Source organism: Maribacter sp., assembly GCF_039974175.1.
GTDB lineage: Bacteria > Bacteroidota > Bacteroidia > Flavobacteriales > Flavobacteriaceae > Maribacter_C.
The window spans coordinates 421851-444695 of record NZ_JBDWJN010000013.1 but is presented as its reverse complement, the minus strand read 5'-3'; the positions used below and the strand labels follow the sequence as shown (position 1 = coordinate 444695).

Sequence of the window (22845 nt, the reverse complement as noted above, 5' to 3'; positions counted from 1 at the left end):
CCCCTTTGGTATTTAGACCCGACGCAACAGTGGGCTTAGTTCGATTTTCTTATGAACGCTGTACCACTTGTGGAAAACACAAACGCGCTAAAAAAACAAAACCCACCCTTAATGAATTAAGGATGGGAAAAAAATTGCTATGAAAAAGAAAATTAGTATCGGTTTCCCAATACTATTCCAAATATACGTTTTTTATTTAAATGCCAAATTAATATCCACTATGAGAACATATCTTTAACTTTTTCGAAGAAAGATTTATCTGATTTTTCTGGCCTGGGTTCGAAATTCTCGTTGTTCTGCATCCGTTCAAAGAACTCTTTTTGCTCCTTATTCAGCTCTTTGGGCGTCCAAACGTTAACATGTACCAATAAATCACCACTACCGTAACCATTTAAACTAGAAATACCTTTTCCACGTAGACGCAGTATTTTCCCCGATTGAATTCCCGGTTCTAACTTGATACGTACTTTTCCGCCAACCGAATCAATTTCTTTTGATGTTCCCAAGACAGCTTCTGAAATACTAACATATAGGTCATAATGCAGATTATCTCCTTCGCGCTTGAGTGTAGCGTGATCCTCAGTTTCTATTGCAACCAACAAATCTCCTGGCACTCCATTACCTGGAGCTTCATTACCTTTATTGGGCACTTTTAATTGCATACCCTCCTCAACACCGGGAGGAATATTTATCGAAACCGTTTCCTCCGCAACTTTTAAACCTTGTCCGTCAGCATCACTTGGCCGTTTGTCGATAATTTGACCGCTGCCACCACAGGTATTACAGGTAGCCGCCGTTTGCATCCTACCTAAAATGGTATTCGTCACTTTGGTTACCTGCCCGCGACCATTACAAGTACCACAGGTTTTATATGTGACGCCGTCAGCTTGTACTTTTCTACGGACCTTCACCTTTTTCTCAACGCCATTCGCAACCTCTTCAAGGGTAAGCTTTACACGAATGCGCAGGTTACTTCCCTTAACACGACGTTGGCCGCCACCGCCAAAGCCATTAAAACCACCGCCACCAAAAGCACTTCCGAAGATATCACCGAATTGGCTGAAAATATCATCCATATTCATACCTCCACCACCAAAGCCACCGCCACCTTCAAAGGCGGCATGACCAAATTGGTCGTAACGTGCTTTTTTGTCTGCATCACTCAAAACTTCATAGGCTTCAGCGGCCTTTTTAAAATTTTCTTCCGCTTTGGCATCTCCAGGGTTTTTATCAGGATGATATTGAACGGCCTTCTTGCGATACGCCTTTTTAATTTCGGCTGCACTAGCGTTCTTGGTAACCCCTAAAATTTCATAATAATCTTGCTTCATGATTTCTTCTTAGTTTCCAACAACAACCTTTGGATGACGAATAATCTTGTCACCCAACTTATACCCTTTTTCGACTACGTCGATAATTTTACCTTTCAACTTTTTGTTCGGTGCCGGTATTTGTGTAATCGCATCGTGAATTTCTGCATCAAAGGAATCACCTTGTTTTGCCTCCGCTTCGGTTAGCCCTTTATTCTTTAAGGTTTCCCTGAACTTGTTGTTGATAAGTTCAACCCCTTTGAACATTTCTTTATCTTCTGATTTTGCCAACTCTTTCATTGCCCTATCGAAATCATCCATTACAGGCAATAACGAAACGATAACCTCTTGACCAGCAGTTTTGAATAAATCAATACGCTCCTTTGAAGTTCGCTTTTTATAATTTTCAAACTCGGCAAAAAGACGCAAAAACTTGTCTTTTTCTTTGCCAAGTTCTTCCTGCAGTTTTTCCTCAGCAGTCAGCTCATCTTCCTCTTCAACAACCTCTTCAGCTTGCGTTTGCCCTTCTTCGTTTAGCGTAGTGTCAGAAATAATATCTTCTAAATCTTCAGTTTTGTCTTTCTCACTCATTTGATAGTACTATTAATCGTCATTTTGAGGTGGCAAAAGTACTGCCAATTCTTTAAAAATGTCAAAATGTCACGAAAAATATTGAAAGACAGTAGGTGTGGAGAAGTATGAAGCTTGAAGCGTGTTAAATGTATTCTTTCTTAGCTACAGAATTGAATTTACTTTTGGTCGTTTCCTTTGAATAGATATTCTCTAAGGCACGGCAAATATTCGGGTAGTGAAAGACGAAACCCTCTTCTTCTATTTTTTTGCTACTAACGCGTTGACTAGCAAACAAAAGATAAGACATCTCGCCCAAAATTGCTTTCATGACAAACCGTGGAATATTCGGAAGAAACAAGGGCCTATCAATTACTTTCGCAATCTCCTTTACCAATTTGGCGTTGTTTACCGGGTTCGGCCCTACCCCATTGTATGTACCCTCTAGTCGGTGTTCAATAAGATATAAAAATTGTCTCGCAAGATCGGAAATATGAATCCATGACTGCCAATGCATGCCGTTGCCAAAAGCTGCACCTGCATAGTATTTAATGGGTTTTGCCATTTCGGGTAGTGCCCCGCCTGCCGCAGAAATTACCAGCCCTATTCTAATCTTGGCAACAGCAAAATCGAATTTTTCAAATACATCTGCTTCCTTTTCCCAAATGGCTACAACCTCACCTAGAAAACTATCATCCACATTTTTTTCATCCTCGGTATAGAAAGTGGCAAGTGAATTCGGATAAATGCCAATTGCAGAAGCGGAAATAAATGATCTAATACCTGAAGTATCAATTTGTTCCAACGCATTTTTAAGGGTACGAAGCGCATTTATTCTACTTGAAAGTACGATCTTCTTGTAGCTAGTGGTCCATCGTTTGGAGATGCTGGCTCCCGCTAGATTGATGATAGCTGAAACACCCTTAAAACTATTCTGATCAATCTCTCCAGTATCTGGGTTCCAGTAATACCCTTGGTAATTCGTCTTAGAAACGATTTTATTTTTAGAAGTTGTAAGATAGTTGACGTCAATATTTTGCTCATGACATAAACGAACAATTTCGCTGCCTACCAAACCTGTGGCTCCTGTAATCAATATGCGCATATGTCAAAGGTATTGGTTTTTAAAATCGGTAAGCTATCCTTTAATTTGGATTTAACAGTATTGTTTAAGCTTATGTTAAATACTGAATATGAATACTTTGCCGCTAAGATACGTATTTAGTGGCCCGAAGCATTTCACGCTTACCTGGAGGACCTGGCAATCGTTCAACAACAAAACCAACAGCCTGCATAGCCCTTCGAACGCTGCCTTTGGCCGAGTAGGTTACTAAAACACCTTGATTTTGAAGGGCTGCGTACATTTTTAAAAAGATGGCTTCTGTCCAAAGCTCGGGTTGCACTCTTGCCCCAAAAGCGTCAAAATAGATTAGATTGTATGCATTGGCATCATCAAAATCCTTAAAATCTTCCTGTTTTTTATGTAAGCGGAAGGAGTCGGAAATCACTACTTCTTTTTCCCAGGAGGATTGATGCATCTGTTGAAACTCTTTTACCAACTTCTCAGCTTTCAGCTCTGAAATATAATCGAGTTGTTCTAGTTCTTCAGATGTAACCGGATAAGCTTCAACCCCAGTATACCGAATATTCAAATTTAACTTTTGTGCTTCAAGAAGGGTAATCAAACAATTCAAACCTGTGCCAAAACCTATTTCTAAAATAGATAGAGAACTATTACTGAAAAGGGAAAGCCCAGACTTTATGAATACATGATAGGCTTCTTGAATAGCACCGTGTTTGGAATGGTATTGTTCGTCCCAATCAGCAATATGAATAGTCTTTGAACCATCTAAGGTGGTAATAATCTTGCGTTCCACTAGTCTTTTAGTAAAACCCCATCAGCTTCAAAGCCCAAGGTTTTTTTGGGAGCTGTGATTTTAGCAATCTCCTCGTCGCTCTTACCGCCATCTTTCGCGTAATGTTTTTGGTCCTTTACACTCATTTCTTCAACAAAGGCAAGTCCGTTTACAATAACTTCTTTTCCTTTGATATCCTTGGGCATAAAAAATCCGTAGTCTTTAAAACGCACCATGGTTTCTTGTCCGTCTTGCAATTCGAGCCGCATCCAGCACCCTTTAGATTGGCACACATCGGTAACTGTAGCCACAAATTTGGTTTGTACGGTATCAGCCGCCTTCATGCCGCCGTACTTTTCAGACATTTCAGCTGCGGAAATGACGTTATTTTCATCAATCAGCATTCCAAAAGAGGGTAAAGACGTTCTCGCTACTACCGATTGTTCTGTTTCAGACTGCGAATTTTGGGCCGCAACAGTGGCAAAAGCAAAGAAAAATATAAGTAAAATGTTAATTCGTTTCATATTATTCATTATTTCTAAAACTTCAACAAAATTGGACATTTTAAACCGAAAAAGCCCATACAATTTGAGATATTTAACTAATTTTATTCTTTAAATATAACTCAAAATGGAAAGTATTACCAAGAATGCCATCACCATTGAAAAGGCACAAAGCTCGAAAATAACACAAGTTGATTTTGACAATTTAGCTTTCGGAAGCGTATTCTCTGATCATATGTTGGTCTGCGACTATCGAAATGGCGCTTGGGAAACTCCTAAAATAGTACCCTATGGACCTGTGAGTTTAGCACCTTCTGCAAAGATATTCCACTACGGCCAGTCCATTTTTGAGGGTATGAAAGCGTATAAAGATAAGAATAGCGATATTTTTCTTTTTCGCCCATTAGACAATCACAAGCGGTTGAATATTTCGGCGCGACGTATGTCGATGCCTGAATTACCCGAAGCGTATTTCATGGAAGGCTTGACAACCCTTTTAGCATTAGACAAGGATTGGATTCCGCAAACAGAGGGAAGTGCCATGTACATACGACCATTTATGTTTGCCTCGGGTGAAGGTTTTCATGCGTCACCCGCAGACGAATACAGGTTCATGATTTGTCTGGCGCCTTCAGGACCTTACTTCTCTGGGGAAGTAAAAGTATTGATTGAGGAAAAATATTCTCGTTCGGCAAATGGGGGTGTAGGTTACGCCAAAACAGGTGGAAACTATGCAGGCCAATTTCATCCTACCCAATTGGCCAAGGCACAAGGATACCAGCAAGTCATTTGGACAGACGACCACCATCATGAAAATATAGAAGAAGCAGGCGCCATGAATATCTTTGTTCGTATCGGCGATACTTTGATTACGGGCCCAACCAGTGATCGTATTTTAGACGGTATCACACGAAAAAGTGTACTAGAGGTAGCAAAAACGGAAGGTATCACAACCGAAGTTCGGGCTATTACTGTTTCAGAAGTGGTTGCAGCTGCCAAAGACGGAAGTTTAAAAGAAATGTTTGGTGCCGGTACGGCAGCGGTGATTTCACCAATTGCAGGCTTCGGATATAGAGGCACAGACTATGATCTTCCCAGAGTGGAAAACAGTTACGCCTCAAAATTCAAAAGGCACATTACCGATATTCAGTACAATCGGGCCGAAGATGAATACGGATGGCGGTATAAGGTATAAACTGAGTCGAACGTTAATACGATCTGTTCTGTGCTCTGACCGATTGCCATGAGACCTATCGCCTTGTTCAGTGTAGTTAGGAGATGTTTGGCATACCCAAAAAAATGAAATTCAAATACAGCATCATAGTCGTTACTGTTTTCTTGGTATTTTATCAATCAAGTGGTCAGAATCGCATAACGATTACCATTCCCACAGCAGAGTCAGAGTCTCACTATATTTGGAGAACAATACAGGATACTGACTTCTTTGAAGAAAAAAAATATCAGGTAAGTCTACCAAAAGCCCCCCTCATCGCAAAACTCAAGCGAAAATCTAAGTTAGGAGAATTGTCTGGTGATGATTATGAGCGCTTAGAAGCTTTTATAAGAGATAGCGTATACCGTTTGGCTGATTATAAAAAAGGATTTGAAAAAATTGAAAGTGAACTGGTATTAATCAATAAAATGATTAATCAACTAAATCGTTCAAGCTTAAATTGGAATTTCAAAGAGTTTGAAACCTACAATGTAAACTTGACCCTGTACGGACCTGGGGGAAGTTATGATCCTAGTGAAGGGTCAATACTAATTTATACCACTATTGATGGAGGGTTCAAGAACTATGTGAATCCTGCCAACACCATTATACACGAGGTGGTGCACATTGGAATAGAAGAATCTATCGTCTTAGCTAACAATCTTCCGCATCCTACAAAGGAACGAATTGTAGATACCATTGTAATGCTACATTTTGCTGACTTTTTACCAGATTATCGAATACAAAATATGGGGTATACCGGTATAGACGAGTATCTTAAAACAATTGATGACCTAAATGAATTGAACACCATATTGAAAAGAGTTTTGAGCGAAATAGAAAACGATTAACTATTCTCAGCATTCATTTGTAAAACCTTTTAGGGTTTTCAAGCTTGAAATTCTCGTCTGATTGGTGATCGCAATTTTATGATTATTCCGTAACTTATGGTCGCTCGAGAACACCGAGTTCAATTGTCAAACGACTGGTCGCCACCGCTATCAGATCAGATAAACGTATTACCGTCAATGTCTTTTTTGGTAATCACAAGCAAATACGGATTAAAGCAACTGAAACAAGAAAACTATAGGACCGTTTCGAACGCGTAATGTGCTCGCGGTACCAAAAGAAAAAACATCATTGAAATCCATAAAAGCATAAAGATACAATGCATATTCAGAGCAATATAAATACGGTAGTCTTCAGTATATTTTTAGTTTTTTGTACTGCAATTAGCTGTAAAACAGAGCACAGTCAAAACTCCAATTTGGCAGCGGAAAAAGAAAAGTTAATGACACGGGTTGTCGAATTCAATATGGCCTTTGAGGCGGGGGAGATTGAAAAATTACAAACCATGATCACCAACAACTACGTACATACAAACGGCAATTCTAAATCAATACACAAAGAGGATTGGTTGGCCTATTTAAAGCAACGAAAAAAGCAATTATCTAGTGGCCGTTTGACGGTAAAAAATTATGCAATGCATGATACTGAAATTGAAATGCATATGCAAACGGCAATTGTTACGGCAAAAGTTTCTTTTACTACGATTACACCGAATGAACAAAAAGAAAGCGAATTTAGGGTTACTAATCTTTGGGTCAAAGAAGAAGGTATTTGGAAAAGAGCAGGATTTCACGACACGCGAATAAAATAAAGGGTGGTGCATTGAAAGGTTGCCAATTAGAGGCCACAGGCTACTCAAATGGAATTCCAATACTTATTTACTACCTTAGGGAGGGCGGAAATGACTCATTTGTGTAGTTGCATTCATTCGTCATATAAGAAACCAATAACTAACCAATTCGTGTAAAAATTATGAATCCGATACTTAGAAACCTCTTAGCCTTAGTTGCCGGTTGGTTTGGAGGTAGCCTTGTCAATATGGGGCTTGTCAAACTTGGTCATGCATTAATTCCAATAGTGGGAATAGACCCTAGTGATATGAATGCCTTGGCGGAAGTAATGCCCACTTTAGATTTCAAGTATTTTATCTTTCCATTTTTGGCCCATGCCCTAGGAACCCTTGTTGGGGCAGCTATAGCAGCGTCGATTGCTACAAAACACAAAATGAAAATTGCATTGGGTGTTGGGGGTTTATTCTTGTTAGGGGGTATTATGGTCAACTATATGTTACCCGGACCAACCTGGTTTGCAGTTGTGGATATTGTTCTCGCTTACATTCCCATGGCTTGGATTGGTGGCAAACTAGCGGAGCGTATGGCTCGAACAAATTAATATGGAATTTACCTTGAAAACAGTCATTCCCGCTACAGCTGAAAAAATCTATAAGACTTGGTTAAGTAGTGAAGGGCACACAAAAATGACTGGCGCTACGGCTATTGTTTCAGACAGGGTTGGTGAAAAATTTACGGCATGGGATGGATATATCGAAGGAGTAAACATCGAATTGGAGACCAACAAAAGAATTTCACAATCTTGGAGAACCTCCCAATTTGAAGATGAAGAACAAGATTCACAATTGGAAATTGTATTGAAGGAAGTCAAAGGCCAGACTGAAATCACCTTAGCTCATAGCAAACTTCCGGAAAGCGGAGCGCACTATCAAAAAGGATGGGATGATCATTATTTTCAACCCATGAAAGACTATTTTTCAACTTAAGCAATACATATTCGAACATCAAGAGAATTTGATGTTTTGGCCAAAATATATAGCGGCTTGCAAGAACTAGCCAAAAATTAAATCACTACTATGGAGCGTCGAAAATTTTTACAGCATACAGCTGCTTTTGCTGCACTAATTTCTACACCACTTTCGTATTCCCACGGATTGTTTACTGGTAACTTACCAGCTGACATAACCGACCTTAGCGCCTGTGATCTATCGTTGGCCATACGAAAAAAACAGGTCAGTTGCCTTGAGGTAATGCAGGCTTACCTGAATCGAATTCATCGGTACAATCCTGTTTATAATGCCATCGTAAGTTTAGTAGCTGATGATGCCCTATTGCAACAAGCTAAAATGGCGGACCAGGCTTTGGCCAGAAACGAATATTGGGGTTGGATGCATGGTATGCCACATGCCATAAAAGATTTGGCCCCTGTGATGGGCCTCCCCTATACTAGTGGGTCGCCACTGTTTGCCAATAGAATTGCCGAGGAGGATGGTTTCTTGGTAGCCAAAATTCGAAATCAGGGTGCCATTTTTATCGGCAAGACCAATACCCCTGAATTTGGTCTCGGGTCTCAATGTTACAATCGCGTGTTTGGAGCTACAGGCAGTGCCCATAACCCTGAATTGACGTCAGGCGGCAGTAGTGGCGGGGCGGCTTGCGGTTTAGGCACCCATATGTTACCTGCTGCGGATGGTGGCGACATGATGGGATCCTTAAGGAATCCAGGTGCCTTTAACAATGTAATCGGTTTTAGGCCGAGCACTACGGTTGTCATGGAAGAGGGTGATGCCGAGGAACGCCTGCTCTGGACTTCCGGACCGATGGGCCGAGATACAAAAGATACCATTCGCTTACTTCAGACCATGGCCAAAGATCCTGTGTTTGATGATTTACGCCCCCTCAATCTCAAAAATATCAAGTTGGGTTGGATGGGAAATCTCGACAATTATCTGGCAATGGAGTCAGGCATACTAGCGTTGTGCGAAGCCAGCCTAGTTAGTATAGCCGATGCTGGGGCCTCGGTTGAAGCAGTGAAAACAAACTTTACACTATCAGATTTATGGCAGAGCTGGACAACCCTGCGGCATGCTGGGCGTTCTAGTATGTTGGAATATTATGATGATCTTGATAAGCGAAAACTTCTGAAACCAGAATTGATTTGGGAAATCGAACAGAGCCTTAGCCTTGACGAGACAGATATTCAGAATGCAAATGTTATCCGAAACAATTGGAATATCGAATTAGATCGCATGTTCGATATATTTGACTTCTTAGTACTACCTACTGCCCAAGTATTCCCGTACTCAAAGGAAATTCATTGGCCAAAAGAAATTAATGGCAAGCCGATGGACACCTATCATCGTTGGATGGAGGTAGTTATATTGGGTAGTCTTGGAGGTATTCCTGTGGTGAACGTGCCAGTAGGATTTGACTTAAAAGGCAGGCCCATGGGCATGCAGGTAATGGGCAAATTCGGTGATGATAAAAAGGTATTGGAGTTCGCATTGGCCTATGAGCGGATTACCAACCATTTAAGCAAGCGACCAAACTTGGTCGAAATAGATGATTAGCTACCCCTCTAAGATCTTCTTAATATTGGGTTTGAAATAGTTAGGCCCTTTCAAAACCTTACCGTCATCTCTGTAGATGGGCTTTCCGTCAGCACCTAGCTTGCTCATATTACTACGCTGTATTTCGCTAAAGACTTCCTCGATCTTGTGTTGCATTCCATGCTCGATAATGGTTCCGCACAAAATGTAGAGCATATCGCCCAAGGCATCGGCAACCTCAACCATATCATTGTCTTGAACCGCTTCAAGATACTCTTTGTTCTCTTCATCCATTAGATTAAAACGAAGCAAATTTTTACTTTCCCCCAGGTCAGCCTTCATGGTTTCAGAATATCCAAGTCCAAAAGAAATATGGAATTCCTTTACCGCGTTTATCTTGTCTTGCATTGATACGAGTTTTTGCGTTAGCTTTGCGCAAAAATATAAAATATGTTCAGCTCTGGGCAATTAATTTTTGCTGGCCTTTTTGTTCTTGTTTTTGCGGTGATAATTGTGCTATCGTACAAAAAAGATAAAAAATTACACTTAAAGAATTATAAAGGTGTTAAATGGGTTGCTGTTACATTTCTGATTTTTCTAATACTTCTCTTTATAATTAAGTATTTACTCAATAATTAACACTTTTTTTAAGTATACGATAAAACTTACATTTTTGTAGACTATTTCATCTTTTTACACGTATTATATACCAAACAACGTATTTTTGCGTTATTCATCCATAAGGGGCAAAAGATGACAACTTTTTTTACTATACTTTTTATCATTCTCGGAGTAAATGCAGTAATGATGTTTTTCAGCCTAAGTGGTACGAACCAAAAGGCAAAAAAACCTTCAACTGGAAGTTCTAAAGCTTCCATTTCTGAGATACATCCGATTGATTTAATTTCTTCGAAGTATAAGAAAGCAGTTTAGTTTTATACCTTTAGGGTATGAAGCAACTGTTACTTGTATTTTTTGGTGGAGGCATTGGAAGCATACTGCGCTTTGTCATCTCCAAAAACTTTAATAACTACTTTCAACACTTCTTTTTAGGCACCTTCCTTGTGAATATTATAGGTTGTATACTAATAGGCATAATTCTAGGTTTCTCCTTGAAAAGTGATTATCTAACACAAAACCAGACCTTGTTATTATCAACAGGCTTTTGTGGTGGATTTACCACTTTTTCCACCTTTGCATTTGAAAAACACGCTTTGCTCAAAGCAGGTGAATTAATGCACTTCTCTTTCTATACCATTGCCAGTATCGTAGTTGGCGTATTTGCTATTGCAATTGGGTTGTGGTTAGCTAAAATGTTATAAATATCACACTACGACTGCTATTTCTGTTTTTTTGCTAAAAAACAGGCTCTTCCTAGCTTTTTTTAAACTTTTCTCAAAAAAGTAAGCCAAACATCTACTTTATATCAAAAATCTCGACGTTTTTGGCAAACTGAATATGTAAAAATTCAAAATTGTACAACTTATTTAATCATACCCACAAATTTATAGGGGTTAAATTGTTATATATATAAAAATTTAAATACTACCCCCAAAAAGTATAGGGTACAATTAATTTTAACATACATTTGGCACTTCAACTAATACCGTTATAATTATTATGAAACAAATCGAGGCAATTATCAGAAAGTCGAAATTCGACGAAGTCAAAAAGGCTTTGCACGAAATCGAAGTCAATTTCTTCAGTTACTGGGATGTAACCGGAGTAGGAAATGAAAAACAAGGTCATGTCTACCGAGGCATATCGTATAGCACCACCGACATTCAACGGCGCTATTTATCAGTTGTAGTATCCGATGAATTTTTGGAAAAAACAGTGAACTGCATTCTAGAATCAGCTTACACAGGAAACGTAGGTGATGGAAAGATTTTCGTTTCAGAAGTTCTTGAAGCTTATAGAATACGAACCAAGGAAAGCGGTCACGCAGGAATCAACTAAACAACCACTAAACTTTTATTAAAATGGACGCAGGATTATTTACAGCGAATAACGTATGGATGATGGTAGCTACCGCATTGGTATTCTTCATGCACACCGGATTTGCATTTTTAGAAATAGGATTAACAAGATCAAAAAATACAATTAACATATTATTTAAAAACATCTTTATTATTACAGTAGGCCTTCTTCTGTATTACGCTTGGGGTTTCAACATGATGTATCCCGGCTTTGAGGAAGGGTCATCAGGAATATTCGGCTTTGCCGGATTTGGTATTGGAGCACCCGAAAACGGAATGACTCCAGATTACGCTGATGGCGGTTACACCTGGTGGACCGACTTCCTTTTTCAAGGAATGTTTGCAGCAACAGCAGCAACAATTGTTTCCGGTGCGGTTGCCGAACGTATTAAAATAGGTGCCTTTATGATATTCACCGTAATTTACGTTGGCTTGGTGTATCCTATAGTTGGTGCATGGAAATGGGGCGGTGGCTTCTTAGATTCTTGGGGTTTCTACGATTTCGCAGGCTCTACTTTGGTTCACTCCGTTGGAGGTTGGGCTGCTCTAGTAGCTATTTATTTATTAGGATCTAGAATAGGTAAATTTGGAGAAGATGGTAAACCCAAAGCGATACCAGGTCACAGTATTCCTTTAGCTACGGCCGGTGTGCTTATCTTATGGCTAGGTTGGTTTGGTTTTAACGGAGGCTCTGTGCTGTCTGCTGACCCAGAATTAACTTCATTGGTATTGGTTACTACCTGTTTATCTGCCGCCGCTGGTGGAGTAGCCGCAATGGTACTTTCATATATACTTTACAAAAATCTTGACCTTACCATGTTCTTAAACGGAATTTTAGGTGGATTGGTAGGTATCACTGCCGGGGCTGATCTTATGTCTCCAGAGAATGCAATTGTTATTGGTTTACTGTCTGGTATTATCATCGTTTTAGGTGTTGCATTGATAGACAAATTAAAACTCGATGACCCTGTTGGTGCTGTAGCAGTTCACTTGATTTGTGGTATCTGGGGTACTTTAGCGGTAGGTATCTTTGGTAAAATGGCTAGTGGAGCTCAGTTCATGACCCAGTTATATGGTGTTCTAATAATAGGTGCATTCTGTGTAGTTACTTCGGGAATCATCATAGGAGCATTAAAAGCCATCACGGGGATTCGAGTTTCTAAAGAAGAAGAAGTCGAAGGCCTTGACCTTCATGAACACGGTATGGATTCATACCCCGACTTTATGAATGACTAATTCAAAATAAAAACAGACGGAGCGTTTTGCAGAACGCTCCGTCAAAATAATCTATTCACAACAGATCAATCAAAAATCAAGTCCCTTGCGGGAAACTTAAAATTTAAACTTATGAACACGATTACAAAAACAAATTTCGTAAAAAATATACTTTTATTAGCATTCATGCTTTTTGCAACGGTCAGCACCTTCGCTCAAGAGGAGGAAACCGAAGAAGAAGCAAAGTCAAAATTCACCTTTAGCGGTAGTGTTGATGCTTACTATCGAGCTAACCTAAACGCTGGCAATGGTACTGATGCACAGGCTCCAGGTAGTTCGTTTGCCAACCTCCCGGGCTTTGCCTTAGGTATGGCCAATGTTATTGCCGGTTACGAAGGGGAAAAAGTAGGTTTCGTAGCTGACCTAGTTTTTGGTCCTAGAGGAACCGATGCAATTTTTGCCTCTCCAATGTACTCGGCAACAGGCGACATTGTAAATCAATTGTATGTGTATTGGAATGTTAGTCCGTCAGTAAAACTTACTTTTGGTAACTTCAATACTTTCTTAGGTTATGAAGTAATTTCACCTGTAGCTAATTTCAACTATAGCACGTCATACCTGTTTTCTTATGGCCCTTTTTCCCATACGGGATTGAAAGCTGATTTTGCATTATCAGATGATTTTAGTCTTATGTTGGCTGTCATGAATCAAACAGATTTGACCGAATTTAATCCTACAGGACAATATGCTTATGGAGCACAATTAGGATATAGTGGACAATATCTTAATTTATTGGTAGACAATGGTTCTTTCGAAGTTGATTATACAGGTGGTTTTGATCTTTCTGATTCTTTTTTCTTAGGAATCAATGCCGCTTACTTCAGTGGTGATGAAGAAGACGGCATAGGCAACTTTGCAGGTGTTGCTCTTTATCCCCAACTGGCAACATCTGATAATTTCACTATAGGGTTAAGAGGTGAGTATTTTGCAGAAACAGATGGTTTCGGTGCAATTGGAACTTCTCCTGACCCAAATTTTGATGGTGACCAAAGCGTTTTTGCAGTAACCCTTACCGGTAGTGCTACCATTGGTGATTTAATAATAAAACCAGAATTGCGATTAGACAGCGCTTCCGAAGATGTATTTGTTAACTCGGATGGTGAAGTAATGGCAGGCCTTTCTTCCTTTGTTTTGGCAGCAGTCTACTCTTTTTAATATGAATTAAATTGGTTGAGTTAAATAGTTTAAGTTGAGAAAAACCCTGGCATTTTTTGCTGGGGTTTTTTATTTGTACCCTTTATTAAAAGCTTTTACGCCAGCCAAAACTTTGGTCTCGAGGTGATTGACGGCAGGGACTAAAGGGCAAGAATACTTTTTGTTGTACGTACAATAGGGGTTATAGGCTTTATTGAAGTCGATAGTGATGACATCTGATTTCGGAATTCTTAAATCGATATAGCGTCCTCCCCCATAGGTCTCCTCCGAATTGGTTAAATCGGTAAATGGTAAAAAAAGATAGTCTGCGTAATCTTCTTCCAACATCAATTCCTTGTTCTGATAGACTTCCAATTGTCTGGCTTTGCCGTTGAGCGTAAAGTGAGCAATTCCGTAAACTACTTCTTCTGTTTTTCGGTCGGTGGTAGTGGGCATCATAAAAGGCAACGCTTCAGGGGTGCGAACCAATTTTGCGACGACAACATAGCTCGTATCTGGAGCAAAAAAATCTAAAGACTCAAAGTCCTTTCTAAATTTGTCAGGTAGTGGGGAGGTCTCGGGGTTTTTGAACTCTTCATTCAAGTCTTGTTGAAACTTTAGGATACCAACAGTAGCCTCTGTTTGAATCGCCTCAATTTCCTTCTCCACTATATCGTGATACTTCTTTTTTTGCTTACAAGCAATTAGCAAAACCAATCCGAAAAGCAGATAAAGTAAAGCGTTGTATTTCATGACTTAATTTTAGGTAAAAATACGATTTATACTATTTCCCTCTTTCTTGTTTCTGTTGTACTTTGCGCATAAATCAAAGCTCATGAAAAAACGACTCCTATTACTTTCAATTGCTCTTATATGTATATCGTGCAAGCAGCTTAAGAAAGAAAGTAAAAATAATATAGTAGAAAAAAGAATCTTTCCAGAATTGAAGGCAGATAGATACAATGTTGCTTTCTTGATAATGGAAGGCACCTATAATACAGAATTTACCGCCCCTTTTGACATTTTTCAGCATACCCAATATCGAAAAAATATCAAGGCTATGAATACCTTTACCGTCGCAAACACCTTGGCACCTATTACTACATTTGAAGGAGTTCGAATTCTCCCTGACTTTAACTACACCAAAGATTCGATTCCTAACATTGATATATTAGTAGTTCCTAGTGCTGAGCATCATTTGGATAGCGATTTAAAAGATTCTGTTATGATCAACTTTGTAAAAAAAGTTGATAAAACCGCCATGTATATGACCAGTCATTGTGATGGAGCCTTTGTATTGGCCAAAGCGGGAGTGTTAAACAATGCTGTATCTACTACTTTTCCTAGCGATATTACTTCCTACCAAAAGATGTTTCCGCAACTACAGGTAAAAGATAGCGTGTTGTTTGTTCACGATGGCAAGTACATCACTTCTGCCGGAGGGGCTAAAAGTTTTGAGGCTGCCCTATATCTCAGTGAACTATTGTACGGTAGCGAAATTGCTCAATCACTAGCAGGGGGATTGGTAATCGATTGGAATTTAGAAGCAGTTCCAAGACTTATAGTAAAAAAATAAACAACCTATTCGTCTATAGTTTCATAGCGGGCATCTTTAAGGTACTTGTCCACCACCTTATTAAACTCAGGGGTAATTCGAAAGAGGGCTGTGTTTTCTAAAGCATATAACTCTGACGTATTCGTATAACCTATTTTTAACAGTTCTTCAAGATAGAAAAGAGCGGTACCATAATCTTCAACCTTTGCACTGAGCGAAATAATTTTCAGATATGGGCTATAGTTTTTGGCGTCGGTAATTGTATTGACCATCCATAAAAAAAGCAGGGCTTCTTCATCAATTGGGCTAGCTCCCTTTACCATATCAATATTATCCGCTATTAAGGCATTTATATAAGACTTTAATCTTCTACCCATTTGCTTTTCAAAAATGTTGGTACCCGATTCGTATTTTTCCAACTCATCCATTTGATACTTCCACCAGCCTAAATTATTGTAGTTGTACGTAATGACGTCTTCTTCCAAATAATAGGTATAATCTTCTTTGATAAAGGTTTCCTTAAAAAACGTAGCATTCTGGGCGCGATTTAATACTCGATAGGCCCTTGTTTTCCTCAGGGTTTTAGAGCTCTCCTTCAGGGAATCGATATTCTTGAAGTTTCGGTAAACACGTATCATCTCATTGAGATGCTTGTCTGCTCTTAAGGGCTTTTGGGAGGAAAGCAACGCACTGACCTCTCCAATATTACCTTTGTAGGTATTCGTTATGAAAGTATCATCTTTCGGCTCAATACCCTTACTCAGAGCCATCAAGGTAAAAATTTCCATGGCCTTGGCGATGTACCTGGTTTCCGGCCATCTTTCTCCGCCATCAAACAAGAGTAGTTGGTTGGGGAACTTTAGCTTGTTGAGCACTTTTTGACTATTGCGCATAGGCAAATAATTGTAATCTTCAGTACCGACTATACCAATGAAATGAAACTTGTTTTTACTACTTAGCACTCCTTCATTCGCAACTGCAGCGCCACAAGAAATCACACCCTGTATTTCCTTTACGAAGGTAGGCACCAGGGAGGCGAAGCGCGCACCACCTGAAAATCCTGCGGTGTAACTTCGTTTATTCTTTATCGGTAAAAAAGCGTAAACACTATTGAACATTCTGCTAGCAATGAGAACGTTTTTTGAAAGTGTAATACTATCATGTACGTTGTTAGATGCTGCCAAAATGTACCCCTGTTGCTCAGCTGCTTGCCGAAACATACTCAACACTTGCTTGCCTCTACCCTGCATATCAAATACAAAGACGACGGGCCACTTTTTGGAAAAATCGAAACTGGTTGGAAGATATAAGGCGAAATTTTCCGAGATAGAATCATTGACAGCAATAGCGTCTATAATGGCCCCCTTTTTAAGAGTAATTTGCTGCGCTGCTCCCGAAAAAGACACGGCAAGGAAAAGGAGTAGTAATTTTTTCTTCATATGATAAAACATCCATCAAAAATCTCGCCAAAAATTAGCACTACTAAAGTTACACAATAAATTCTGTATGGATTGTTGTAAAATTTATTCCCCTATTGTACCCATTTCAACGCCTTCAGAGTAGGCAACTTTTATGTTATTGGAGTTAAATGCTTTTTTCATAGCACGGTTGGCTTCGAAAATAACAGACCAATAATCATCCGGAACCACATACGGCCGCACAAGCAATGAAATGCTGTGACTGTCGAACGTTTGTATTCCAATATCTGGCAGCGGATCTTTTAGTACTTTGGGTAGTTCAAGCAAAGCATCGGTTATTACGCTTTTTACCTTGGGAAAGCTTTCATCATAAGGCATCGTAATCAGAAGTTCTAGGCGTATCATTCCTTTTTCAGAATAATTGGTGACCACTGATTCTGTAATCATTGAATTGGGAATGATCAATATCTTATTCCCCGGAGTAAGTACATCAGTGCTAAAAATACCGATCTCCTCTACCCTTCCAAACTTATCATCTAATTGTATCCAATCGCCAATTTTGTATGGTTTTAAGGTAAGAATCAATATCCCAGAGGCAAAATTTCCCAAGCTACCTTGCAAAGCCATTCCTATGGCAAATCCTGCCGCGGCTAATATGGCAAATAAGCCGGTAAGATCTGCTCCTATTACAGAGGCGATGGCAAAAAGAACTGCGCCCTTGAGAAGAACTGTAGCGGTTGAACCTATAAATGGGCGTAGCGTTTCCGAAAATCCCGATTTCTGCAGCGCGAGATTCAATAATTGAACTATTTTTTTAACTAATTTGAAGCCAATCCAGAGAATTACACCGGCAAGTACTATCTTAGGTAAAAAGAAAACCACCTTGTCAATGGCGATTTGAAGATACTCATTGATTTTATCCATTTCCATGGATATAAAATAAGCGATTATATCGCTTACCTACAAATATTCGTACGCATTTTATGACCTGGTTTTAATAGCATTCTTATATTTTACCAACTCCTGTTTTACCTTTGGCAAAAGCAAGAACAAACCGATCATATTCGGCACTAACATAGCAAAGATCATGGCATCTGAAAAATCAGTTACCGAACCTAATGTAGCCGCCGAACCTATTACTACAAAAATGCAAAAGATAGTTTTATACAGATATGCTGTTTTTTTACCTCTCCCAAAAAGAAATGACCAGGCTTGGTACCCGTAATACGACCAGGCTATCATCGAGGAAAAAGCGAATAGCACTACGGCAAACGAAAGTAAATACGGAAACCACGATATACCACTTTTTAAGGCATTTGAGGTTAACACAACCCCTTGAGCATCTGAGATTGGTAGTCCGACCTCTACTTGTCCTGTAATGATAAGCACTAAGGCGGTCATCGTACAAATTACTACAGTATCAATCAAGGGCTCTAAAAGAGCTACTAGACCTTCGCTTGCCGCATATTTGGTCTTGACAGCAGCATGCGCAATAGAAGCTGAACCAATACCCGCTTCGTTTGAAAAAGCCGCTCTCTTGAATCCTTGAATAAGCACTCCGATGAAGCCCCCAACAATACCCTCGGGTGCAAACGCTCCATTGTATATGGCGATAAAGGCGTCGGGAATACGCGTATAGTTAATCACCAAAATGGTAATTACCGCCAATACATATAAAACAACCATAGCCGGAACAATTTTATCGGTCACCTTGGCAATTTTCTGAATCCCACCAATAATTACGATACCTACAAAAATGGCCATAATCAGACCGAAAAGCCATCCTTTGCCATGAATAAAACTGTCTTCCGCACCCGTAACATATTCAAATAATTGGAAGGCTTGGTTCACTTGAAACATATTCCCACCCCCAAAGGAACCACCGATACACATGATAGCAAAAATTATTGCCAAAATCTTTCCCAACCGCTCCAGTCCTTTTTCCTTAAGACCTTTGGTTAGATAATACATCGGACCACCAAACACTCTCCCATCTTCGTCTATCTCACGATACCTAACGCCCAGGGTACATTCTACAAATTTGGAAGCCATCCCAAGAAAACCCACCAATATCATCCAAAAAGTGGCACCCGCACCACCAATAGAAAGCGCAATGGCTACACCTGCAATATTCCCAAGACCTACAGTAGCCGACAAAGCCGCTGTGAGTGCTTGAAAGTGGGTAACTTCTCCAATATGATTCGTTACCTTAGTGGCTTCAGGCTTAGCGCCGTTTTTCATATTTATTGCATCGAAAACGTGCAGCGAGCCATCAACTTCCAAATTATCATATTTGCCCTGCACAATTCGAATAGCAGTGCGAAAGCCTGTAAAATTTATTCCTCTAAAATACCAAGTGAAATAGCTGGCGCCGAGAATTAAAATCACAAGAACCCAGGGCACCCCCACCTCATTCGTAATAGGGATTTGTGCGAAAATCAAATCTACAAACCAGCCCGTTGCATTTTCAAATTTCTCATTGATTTGATCATCAATTGAACCTTGGGCACTTAGAAAAATAGATTTTAGGAAGAAAAAAAGAAACAGAACAACTCGTACCATAGTATTTGCTATTGATTTGAGGCAAGTTGTGTTTAATCCAAAAAGTGCGCAAGGCTAAGCAATGATGAAAAATCACAGTAGCATTGATGAAGTACTGACTAACCAGTGGAGGTTTACTAGCGAAACTAATCTAAGGTGAGAGTCGCATACCTCAACATATCATTTTCAATAGCGTATTGAATGAGTTGGTTTTTACCTGCTGAACCCTTGATATGCAATGCTTTTTTGATTTGATGAATATGGGTTTGAAAACCATCGACGCTGATATGCATAGCCTCGGCGATTTCGGTATACGACTTTTCAGCACCCAAAGCTCCTAAATTACCCAAGACTTCCTTTTGTCTTTCTGAGAGCTCGATTTTGGTGTTCTCGGTTAGTGTTTCTAAGTCATTTGTCAATCTCAAAATGGTGTCAAGATGGCTGCTGTTAGCAATTTTCAATTTCGAATTCTCCTGCTCTAATTTTCCATTTTCAACTAAAACCTCATCTAACCGAGACTGCTTCTGTTCTTTTTCAGACAAGAATTTCCAGCTGTATAATAAAATGGAAAACAAAAGGATAAAGAGAAACTTAAAGGAGATAGCGGTTACGGTACCAAGGGTTACCCAACTAGCCTTTGAAATTATTATCGGAATTCGTTCTTCGGGAATTATTCTGTGCGTAACCGCAATTACTATGAGCACGAATAGCGCAAAGCATGGCAAAACCATGAATCGCATATTTCTATTGTTAAAGGCCTTATTTAAGGCATTTAGCAACGCAAAAGCAACCACAATAGAAATTGGTATATCAATGAGCCATATGAGTGAGTTACTTATTGCTGAATTCGTAAAAGAGGCAGTAAAAAAAACAAAAGTAAGCATGCCCATAATACCCAGATATATCGATATAAACTCTCGTTCAGAAAAGCGTTCTACCAAACGAATTACGATATTACGTCTACCGGTATATGCTATAGACGGTAAGGAAAGTAATATAAAGAGGGAGTTTAAAAGAGAAATCAAAACACCAAAATAGATCAAAAATTTATCGGTAGGCGCCCAACCAAAACCAGAGACGACAATCAAACTAAGTAGCGCGCCGATTCCCCAAACGAAAATGGCGAGCCCAAACCACATAATTCCATTAACTCCGGGTGCCTCTGTGTCGTTTTTCTTTTCTTTTTTGTAAATACGTTGAATTACTATAGCTGTAATCAAACAGACTATTGCCGTAATTGCATATTCCAAAATAACTTGCATGCTCTAAGTTTATCGGGTTGGAATTTAGCCAAAAATCCTGGTTTCTTTCTATGTAAGCACTATTTAACCACTTCGCTTTGCTATGGGTGCATTCGAAACGACATTTGAAAGTATAATATGGGTGCGGGTCTCCCCATATTGAATAAGTTGGTCAATGAATTTTTCCAAATGAAATTGGTCCTTCAAAACCACCTCCATCACAATGTTCTCATTACCAGTAATTCTATAACAATTAACAACCTCTTCGAAGCCTGTAACCGTAACAAGAAATGGTTTTAACTTTCCCATAAAAGCGCGTAGCGTTATGATTGCCTTTAATTGATACCCCGTCTTGGCGTGAGACACTTTAGCCGAATAACCTTCAAGAATTTCAAGGTCCTCCATTTTCTTGACACGCTCTGCCACCGCAGGGGGCGTTAGTCCAATTTTTCGACCAATATCGGCAAAAGATACCCTAGCATTTTCTTGCAAACATTCTAGGATCTTCCAATTCAAATCATCAATCTTAATATTCATAGGTATAATACAATAAAATTTAACGATCAAAAGCTAAAATACGATTTTACTATCGATTCTAAAGAAAAATACTTCATTTCCGACGTAACTTTATGTTGAAAATTGCTATTCTAAGAAATAATGTCCTCAGAAAATCTAGGCTCTGTACCAGTATATCAAAAAGCGGAATCACTTTATGAGATTAGCAGGCATCTGGTATCTTATGTTTCCTTCAATAAAGATTTGGTAAAATTATGTCAATCGAATAGTTTACGTGATATAATTGCCAATTCTCTCCTTACCGATGCGCGTTTAATTTCCAAAAACATGGCACAAGCCTTGTCATCAAAATCGTATAGTGAACGTCTTCGAAATGCTACCTTTATCAACATCATGATTCGCAATATCAATTCGTATTGTACTGGCTTGGAAAAAGATGGTGTCAAAGAGAAGGAATACGTTAATCTTTTGCGAAAGGAGATAAAAAGCTTTAGGCTATCGCTCAAAAAATGGATGCGCAACTTGCCGAATTCTTCGGATGATTCTTTTAGCTAGCTTTAGACCCATTTCGTCAAAATCTGTCCTCTGATAAAATCACAATTTTAAGCTGGTTTGCTATTTTTAATATTCTAATTTTGTCGTAAAAACTAGAACTATTGAAAACCACCATTCTTATCAATTGTCCTGACCAGGCCGGTATCATTTATGCGGTAACTGGATTTATCCAAAAGAAAGGCGGCAATGTCATTTATCTAGACCAACATGTTGATAAACAGGCTAACGTATTCTTTATGCGCCTAGAAAGTGATTTCAATGGCAAAGCCGAGTTTTCGATTTCATCCTTTCGAACCGAGTTTGTAAAAGCTATCGCTGTACCCTATCATATGAAATGCAGTATCTATACAGATGATATGGTACCCAAAATGGCGCTTTTTGTTTCAAAATACAATCATTGCCTTTATGATCTTCTTAGTCGGTATAAGTCGGGAGAATTGCAAGTTGATATACCATTCATCATCAGTAACCATTCCGATTTAGGAGACATAGCCGAACAGTTCAGCATTCCGTTTTACCACATTCCCGTAACCAAAGAAACCAAATCAAAAGCTGAAGAAAAGCAACTTAATCTATTGAAAGAACAGCAGGTCGATTTCCTTGTTTTGGCGCGCTACATGCAAATTGTGAGCGAAAAGATTGTCAACCATTATCCGAATAAAATTATTAACATTCACCATTCGTTTTTACCGGCATTTGTGGGTGCCAAGCCCTACCACGCCGCTTTTGAAAGGGGGGTAAAAATCATTGGTGCAACAAGTCATTATATTACAGAAGATTTGGATGCTGGTCCTATAATCGAGCAAGATGTTACTACCGTCTCGCATTCGCATACGATTAATGATTTTATTGCAAAGGGCAGAGACCTAGAGAAAATTGTATTAGCTAGAGCCGTAAAACTACATTTGCAACGGAAAACAATGGTTTATAATAACAAGACAGTAATCTTCGCCTAAATTCCTCTATTTTTCTTTTGCATTGAATTAACAT

General features: G+C 39.3%; 25 protein-coding genes. 13 read left to right on the top strand and 12 right to left on the bottom strand.

The genetic code is table 11. The features are described from left to right. Nucleotides 1–218: 218 nt before the first annotated feature. The 5 genes from dnaJ to ABJN95_RS19310 form a co-directional block, all read right to left on the bottom strand. The gene (gene dnaJ / locus ABJN95_RS19330) at nucleotides 219–1331 is read right to left on the bottom strand and encodes a molecular chaperone DnaJ (RefSeq protein WP_348372901.1); all 1113 of its coding nucleotides are present in this window, start codon (nucleotides 1329–1331) and stop codon (nucleotides 219–221) included. Nucleotides 1332–1340: 9 nt separating this feature from the next. Next, nucleotides 1341–1901 (bottom strand): nucleotide exchange factor GrpE, encoded by a 561-nt coding sequence (locus ABJN95_RS19325; RefSeq protein WP_348372900.1) that lies wholly within the window; start codon nucleotides 1899–1901, stop codon nucleotides 1341–1343. A 124-nt stretch (nucleotides 1902–2025) separates the two neighbouring features. After that, a complete protein-coding gene (locus ABJN95_RS19320; protein WP_348372898.1) occupies nucleotides 2026–2985 on the bottom strand; it encodes a TIGR01777 family oxidoreductase in 960 nt (319 codons plus the stop codon). Nucleotides 2986–3088: 103 nt separating this feature from the next. After that, entirely contained in the window at nucleotides 3089–3757 is a 669-nt protein-coding gene (gene mnmD / locus ABJN95_RS19315) for a tRNA (5-methylaminomethyl-2-thiouridine)(34)-methyltransferase MnmD (RefSeq protein ID WP_348372896.1), read from the bottom strand. Further along, a complete protein-coding gene (locus ABJN95_RS19310) occupies nucleotides 3757–4260 on the bottom strand; it encodes a DUF4920 domain-containing protein (protein ID WP_348372894.1) in 504 nt (167 codons plus the stop codon). The genes mnmD and ABJN95_RS19310 overlap by 1 nt, the downstream gene beginning before the upstream one ends. 106 nt (nucleotides 4261–4366) lie before the next feature. Here ABJN95_RS19310 and ABJN95_RS19305 point away from each other — a divergent pair, with 106 nt between their 5' ends. The 6 genes from ABJN95_RS19305 to ABJN95_RS19280 all read left to right on the top strand — a co-directional run bounded on the left by ABJN95_RS19305 (nucleotide 4367) and on the right by ABJN95_RS19280 (nucleotide 9662). Continuing rightward, the gene (locus tag ABJN95_RS19305) at nucleotides 4367–5434 is read left to right on the top strand and encodes a branched-chain amino acid aminotransferase (RefSeq protein ID WP_348372893.1); all 1068 of its coding nucleotides are present in this window, start codon (nucleotides 4367–4369) and stop codon (nucleotides 5432–5434) included. Nucleotides 5435–5538: 104 nt separating this feature from the next. After that, on the top strand, nucleotides 5539–6303 hold the full coding sequence (locus ABJN95_RS19300; RefSeq protein ID WP_348372891.1) for a hypothetical protein: 765 nt from the start codon (nucleotides 5539–5541) through the stop codon (nucleotides 6301–6303). Nucleotides 6304–6719: 416 nt separating this feature from the next. Then, on the top strand, nucleotides 6720–7112 hold the full coding sequence (locus tag ABJN95_RS19295; protein WP_348372890.1) for a nuclear transport factor 2 family protein: 393 nt from the start codon (nucleotides 6720–6722) through the stop codon (nucleotides 7110–7112). Nucleotides 7113–7273: 161 nt separating this feature from the next. Next, nucleotides 7274–7693, top strand: a complete 420-nt coding sequence (locus ABJN95_RS19290) for a hypothetical protein (RefSeq protein ID WP_348372888.1) — start codon at nucleotides 7274–7276, stop codon at nucleotides 7691–7693. A 1-nt stretch (nucleotide 7694) separates the two neighbouring features. Continuing rightward, on the top strand, nucleotides 7695–8078 hold the full coding sequence (locus ABJN95_RS19285) for an SRPBCC domain-containing protein (RefSeq protein ID WP_348372886.1): 384 nt from the start codon (nucleotides 7695–7697) through the stop codon (nucleotides 8076–8078). A 90-nt stretch (nucleotides 8079–8168) separates the two neighbouring features. After that, nucleotides 8169–9662 (top strand): amidase, encoded by a 1494-nt coding sequence (locus ABJN95_RS19280; protein ID WP_348372884.1) that lies wholly within the window; start codon nucleotides 8169–8171, stop codon nucleotides 9660–9662. On the opposite strand, the gene ABJN95_RS19275 is transcribed toward ABJN95_RS19280, so the two are convergent. Continuing rightward, nucleotides 9663–10049, bottom strand: coding sequence for a nucleoside triphosphate pyrophosphohydrolase family protein (locus ABJN95_RS19275; protein WP_348372882.1), 387 nt, complete (start codon nucleotides 10047–10049; stop codon nucleotides 9663–9665). Between the two features lie 542 nt (nucleotides 10050–10591). On the opposite strand from ABJN95_RS19275, the gene crcB reads away from it, so the two are divergent. The 4 genes from crcB to ABJN95_RS19255 all read left to right on the top strand — a co-directional run bounded on the left by crcB (nucleotide 10592) and on the right by ABJN95_RS19255 (nucleotide 14050). Beyond that, nucleotides 10592–10963 (top strand): fluoride efflux transporter CrcB, encoded by a 372-nt coding sequence (gene crcB, locus ABJN95_RS19270; protein WP_348372880.1) that lies wholly within the window; start codon nucleotides 10592–10594, stop codon nucleotides 10961–10963. Nucleotides 10964–11261: 298 nt separating this feature from the next. Continuing rightward, a complete protein-coding gene (locus ABJN95_RS19265) occupies nucleotides 11262–11600 on the top strand; it encodes a P-II family nitrogen regulator (protein WP_348372878.1) in 339 nt (112 codons plus the stop codon). Nucleotides 11601–11623: 23 nt separating this feature from the next. Further along, the gene (gene amt, locus ABJN95_RS19260; protein WP_348372877.1) at nucleotides 11624–12856 is read left to right on the top strand and encodes an ammonium transporter; all 1233 of its coding nucleotides are present in this window, start codon (nucleotides 11624–11626) and stop codon (nucleotides 12854–12856) included. A gap of 111 nt (nucleotides 12857–12967) precedes the next feature. Then, nucleotides 12968–14050: an outer membrane beta-barrel protein gene (locus ABJN95_RS19255; RefSeq protein WP_348372875.1), complete on the top strand. Its 1083-nt coding sequence runs from the start codon at nucleotides 12968–12970 to the stop codon at nucleotides 14048–14050. Nucleotides 14051–14119: 69 nt separating this feature from the next. Here ABJN95_RS19255 and ABJN95_RS19250 read toward each other — a convergent pair whose 3' ends face one another. After that, nucleotides 14120–14782: a DUF1684 domain-containing protein gene (locus ABJN95_RS19250; RefSeq protein ID WP_348372874.1), complete on the bottom strand. Its 663-nt coding sequence runs from the start codon at nucleotides 14780–14782 to the stop codon at nucleotides 14120–14122. 82 nt (nucleotides 14783–14864) lie between these two features. On the opposite strand from ABJN95_RS19250, the gene ABJN95_RS19245 reads away from it, so the two are divergent. Next, entirely contained in the window at nucleotides 14865–15605 is a 741-nt protein-coding gene (locus ABJN95_RS19245; protein ID WP_348372872.1) for a DJ-1/PfpI family protein, read from the top strand. A gap of 5 nt (nucleotides 15606–15610) precedes the next feature. Here the strand turns inward: ABJN95_RS19245 and ABJN95_RS19240 are convergent, their stop codons facing one another. The 5 genes from ABJN95_RS19240 to ABJN95_RS19220 all read right to left on the bottom strand — a co-directional run bounded on the left by ABJN95_RS19240 (nucleotide 15611) and on the right by ABJN95_RS19220 (nucleotide 21321). Continuing rightward, nucleotides 15611–17023 carry an alpha/beta hydrolase gene (locus ABJN95_RS19240; RefSeq protein WP_348372870.1) on the bottom strand — a complete coding sequence of 471 codons (1413 nt, stop codon included), beginning with the start codon at nucleotides 17021–17023 and terminating at the stop codon, nucleotides 15611–15613. A gap of 84 nt (nucleotides 17024–17107) precedes the next feature. Further along, the gene (locus tag ABJN95_RS19235) at nucleotides 17108–17926 is read right to left on the bottom strand and encodes a mechanosensitive ion channel (protein WP_348372868.1); all 819 of its coding nucleotides are present in this window, start codon (nucleotides 17924–17926) and stop codon (nucleotides 17108–17110) included. A 57-nt stretch (nucleotides 17927–17983) separates the two neighbouring features. Beyond that, complete coding sequence (locus ABJN95_RS19230) at nucleotides 17984–19564, bottom strand: alanine/glycine:cation symporter family protein (protein ID WP_348372867.1); 1581 nt, start codon at nucleotides 19562–19564, stop codon at nucleotides 17984–17986. A gap of 125 nt (nucleotides 19565–19689) precedes the next feature. Next, nucleotides 19690–20805, bottom strand: coding sequence for a hypothetical protein (locus tag ABJN95_RS19225; RefSeq protein ID WP_348372866.1), 1116 nt, complete (start codon nucleotides 20803–20805; stop codon nucleotides 19690–19692). 63 nt (nucleotides 20806–20868) lie between these two features. Further along, the gene (locus ABJN95_RS19220) at nucleotides 20869–21321 is read right to left on the bottom strand and encodes an Lrp/AsnC family transcriptional regulator (RefSeq protein ID WP_348372864.1); all 453 of its coding nucleotides are present in this window, start codon (nucleotides 21319–21321) and stop codon (nucleotides 20869–20871) included. Between the two features lie 120 nt (nucleotides 21322–21441). Between ABJN95_RS19220 and ABJN95_RS19215 the strand changes: the two genes are divergently transcribed. Next, nucleotides 21442–21855 carry a hypothetical protein gene (locus tag ABJN95_RS19215; RefSeq protein WP_348372863.1) on the top strand — a complete coding sequence of 138 codons (414 nt, stop codon included), beginning with the start codon at nucleotides 21442–21444 and terminating at the stop codon, nucleotides 21853–21855. Between the two features lie 101 nt (nucleotides 21856–21956). Continuing rightward, nucleotides 21957–22811, top strand: a complete 855-nt coding sequence (gene purU, locus ABJN95_RS19210; protein WP_348372861.1) for a formyltetrahydrofolate deformylase — start codon at nucleotides 21957–21959, stop codon at nucleotides 22809–22811. Nucleotides 22812–22845: the final 34 nt, after the last annotated feature.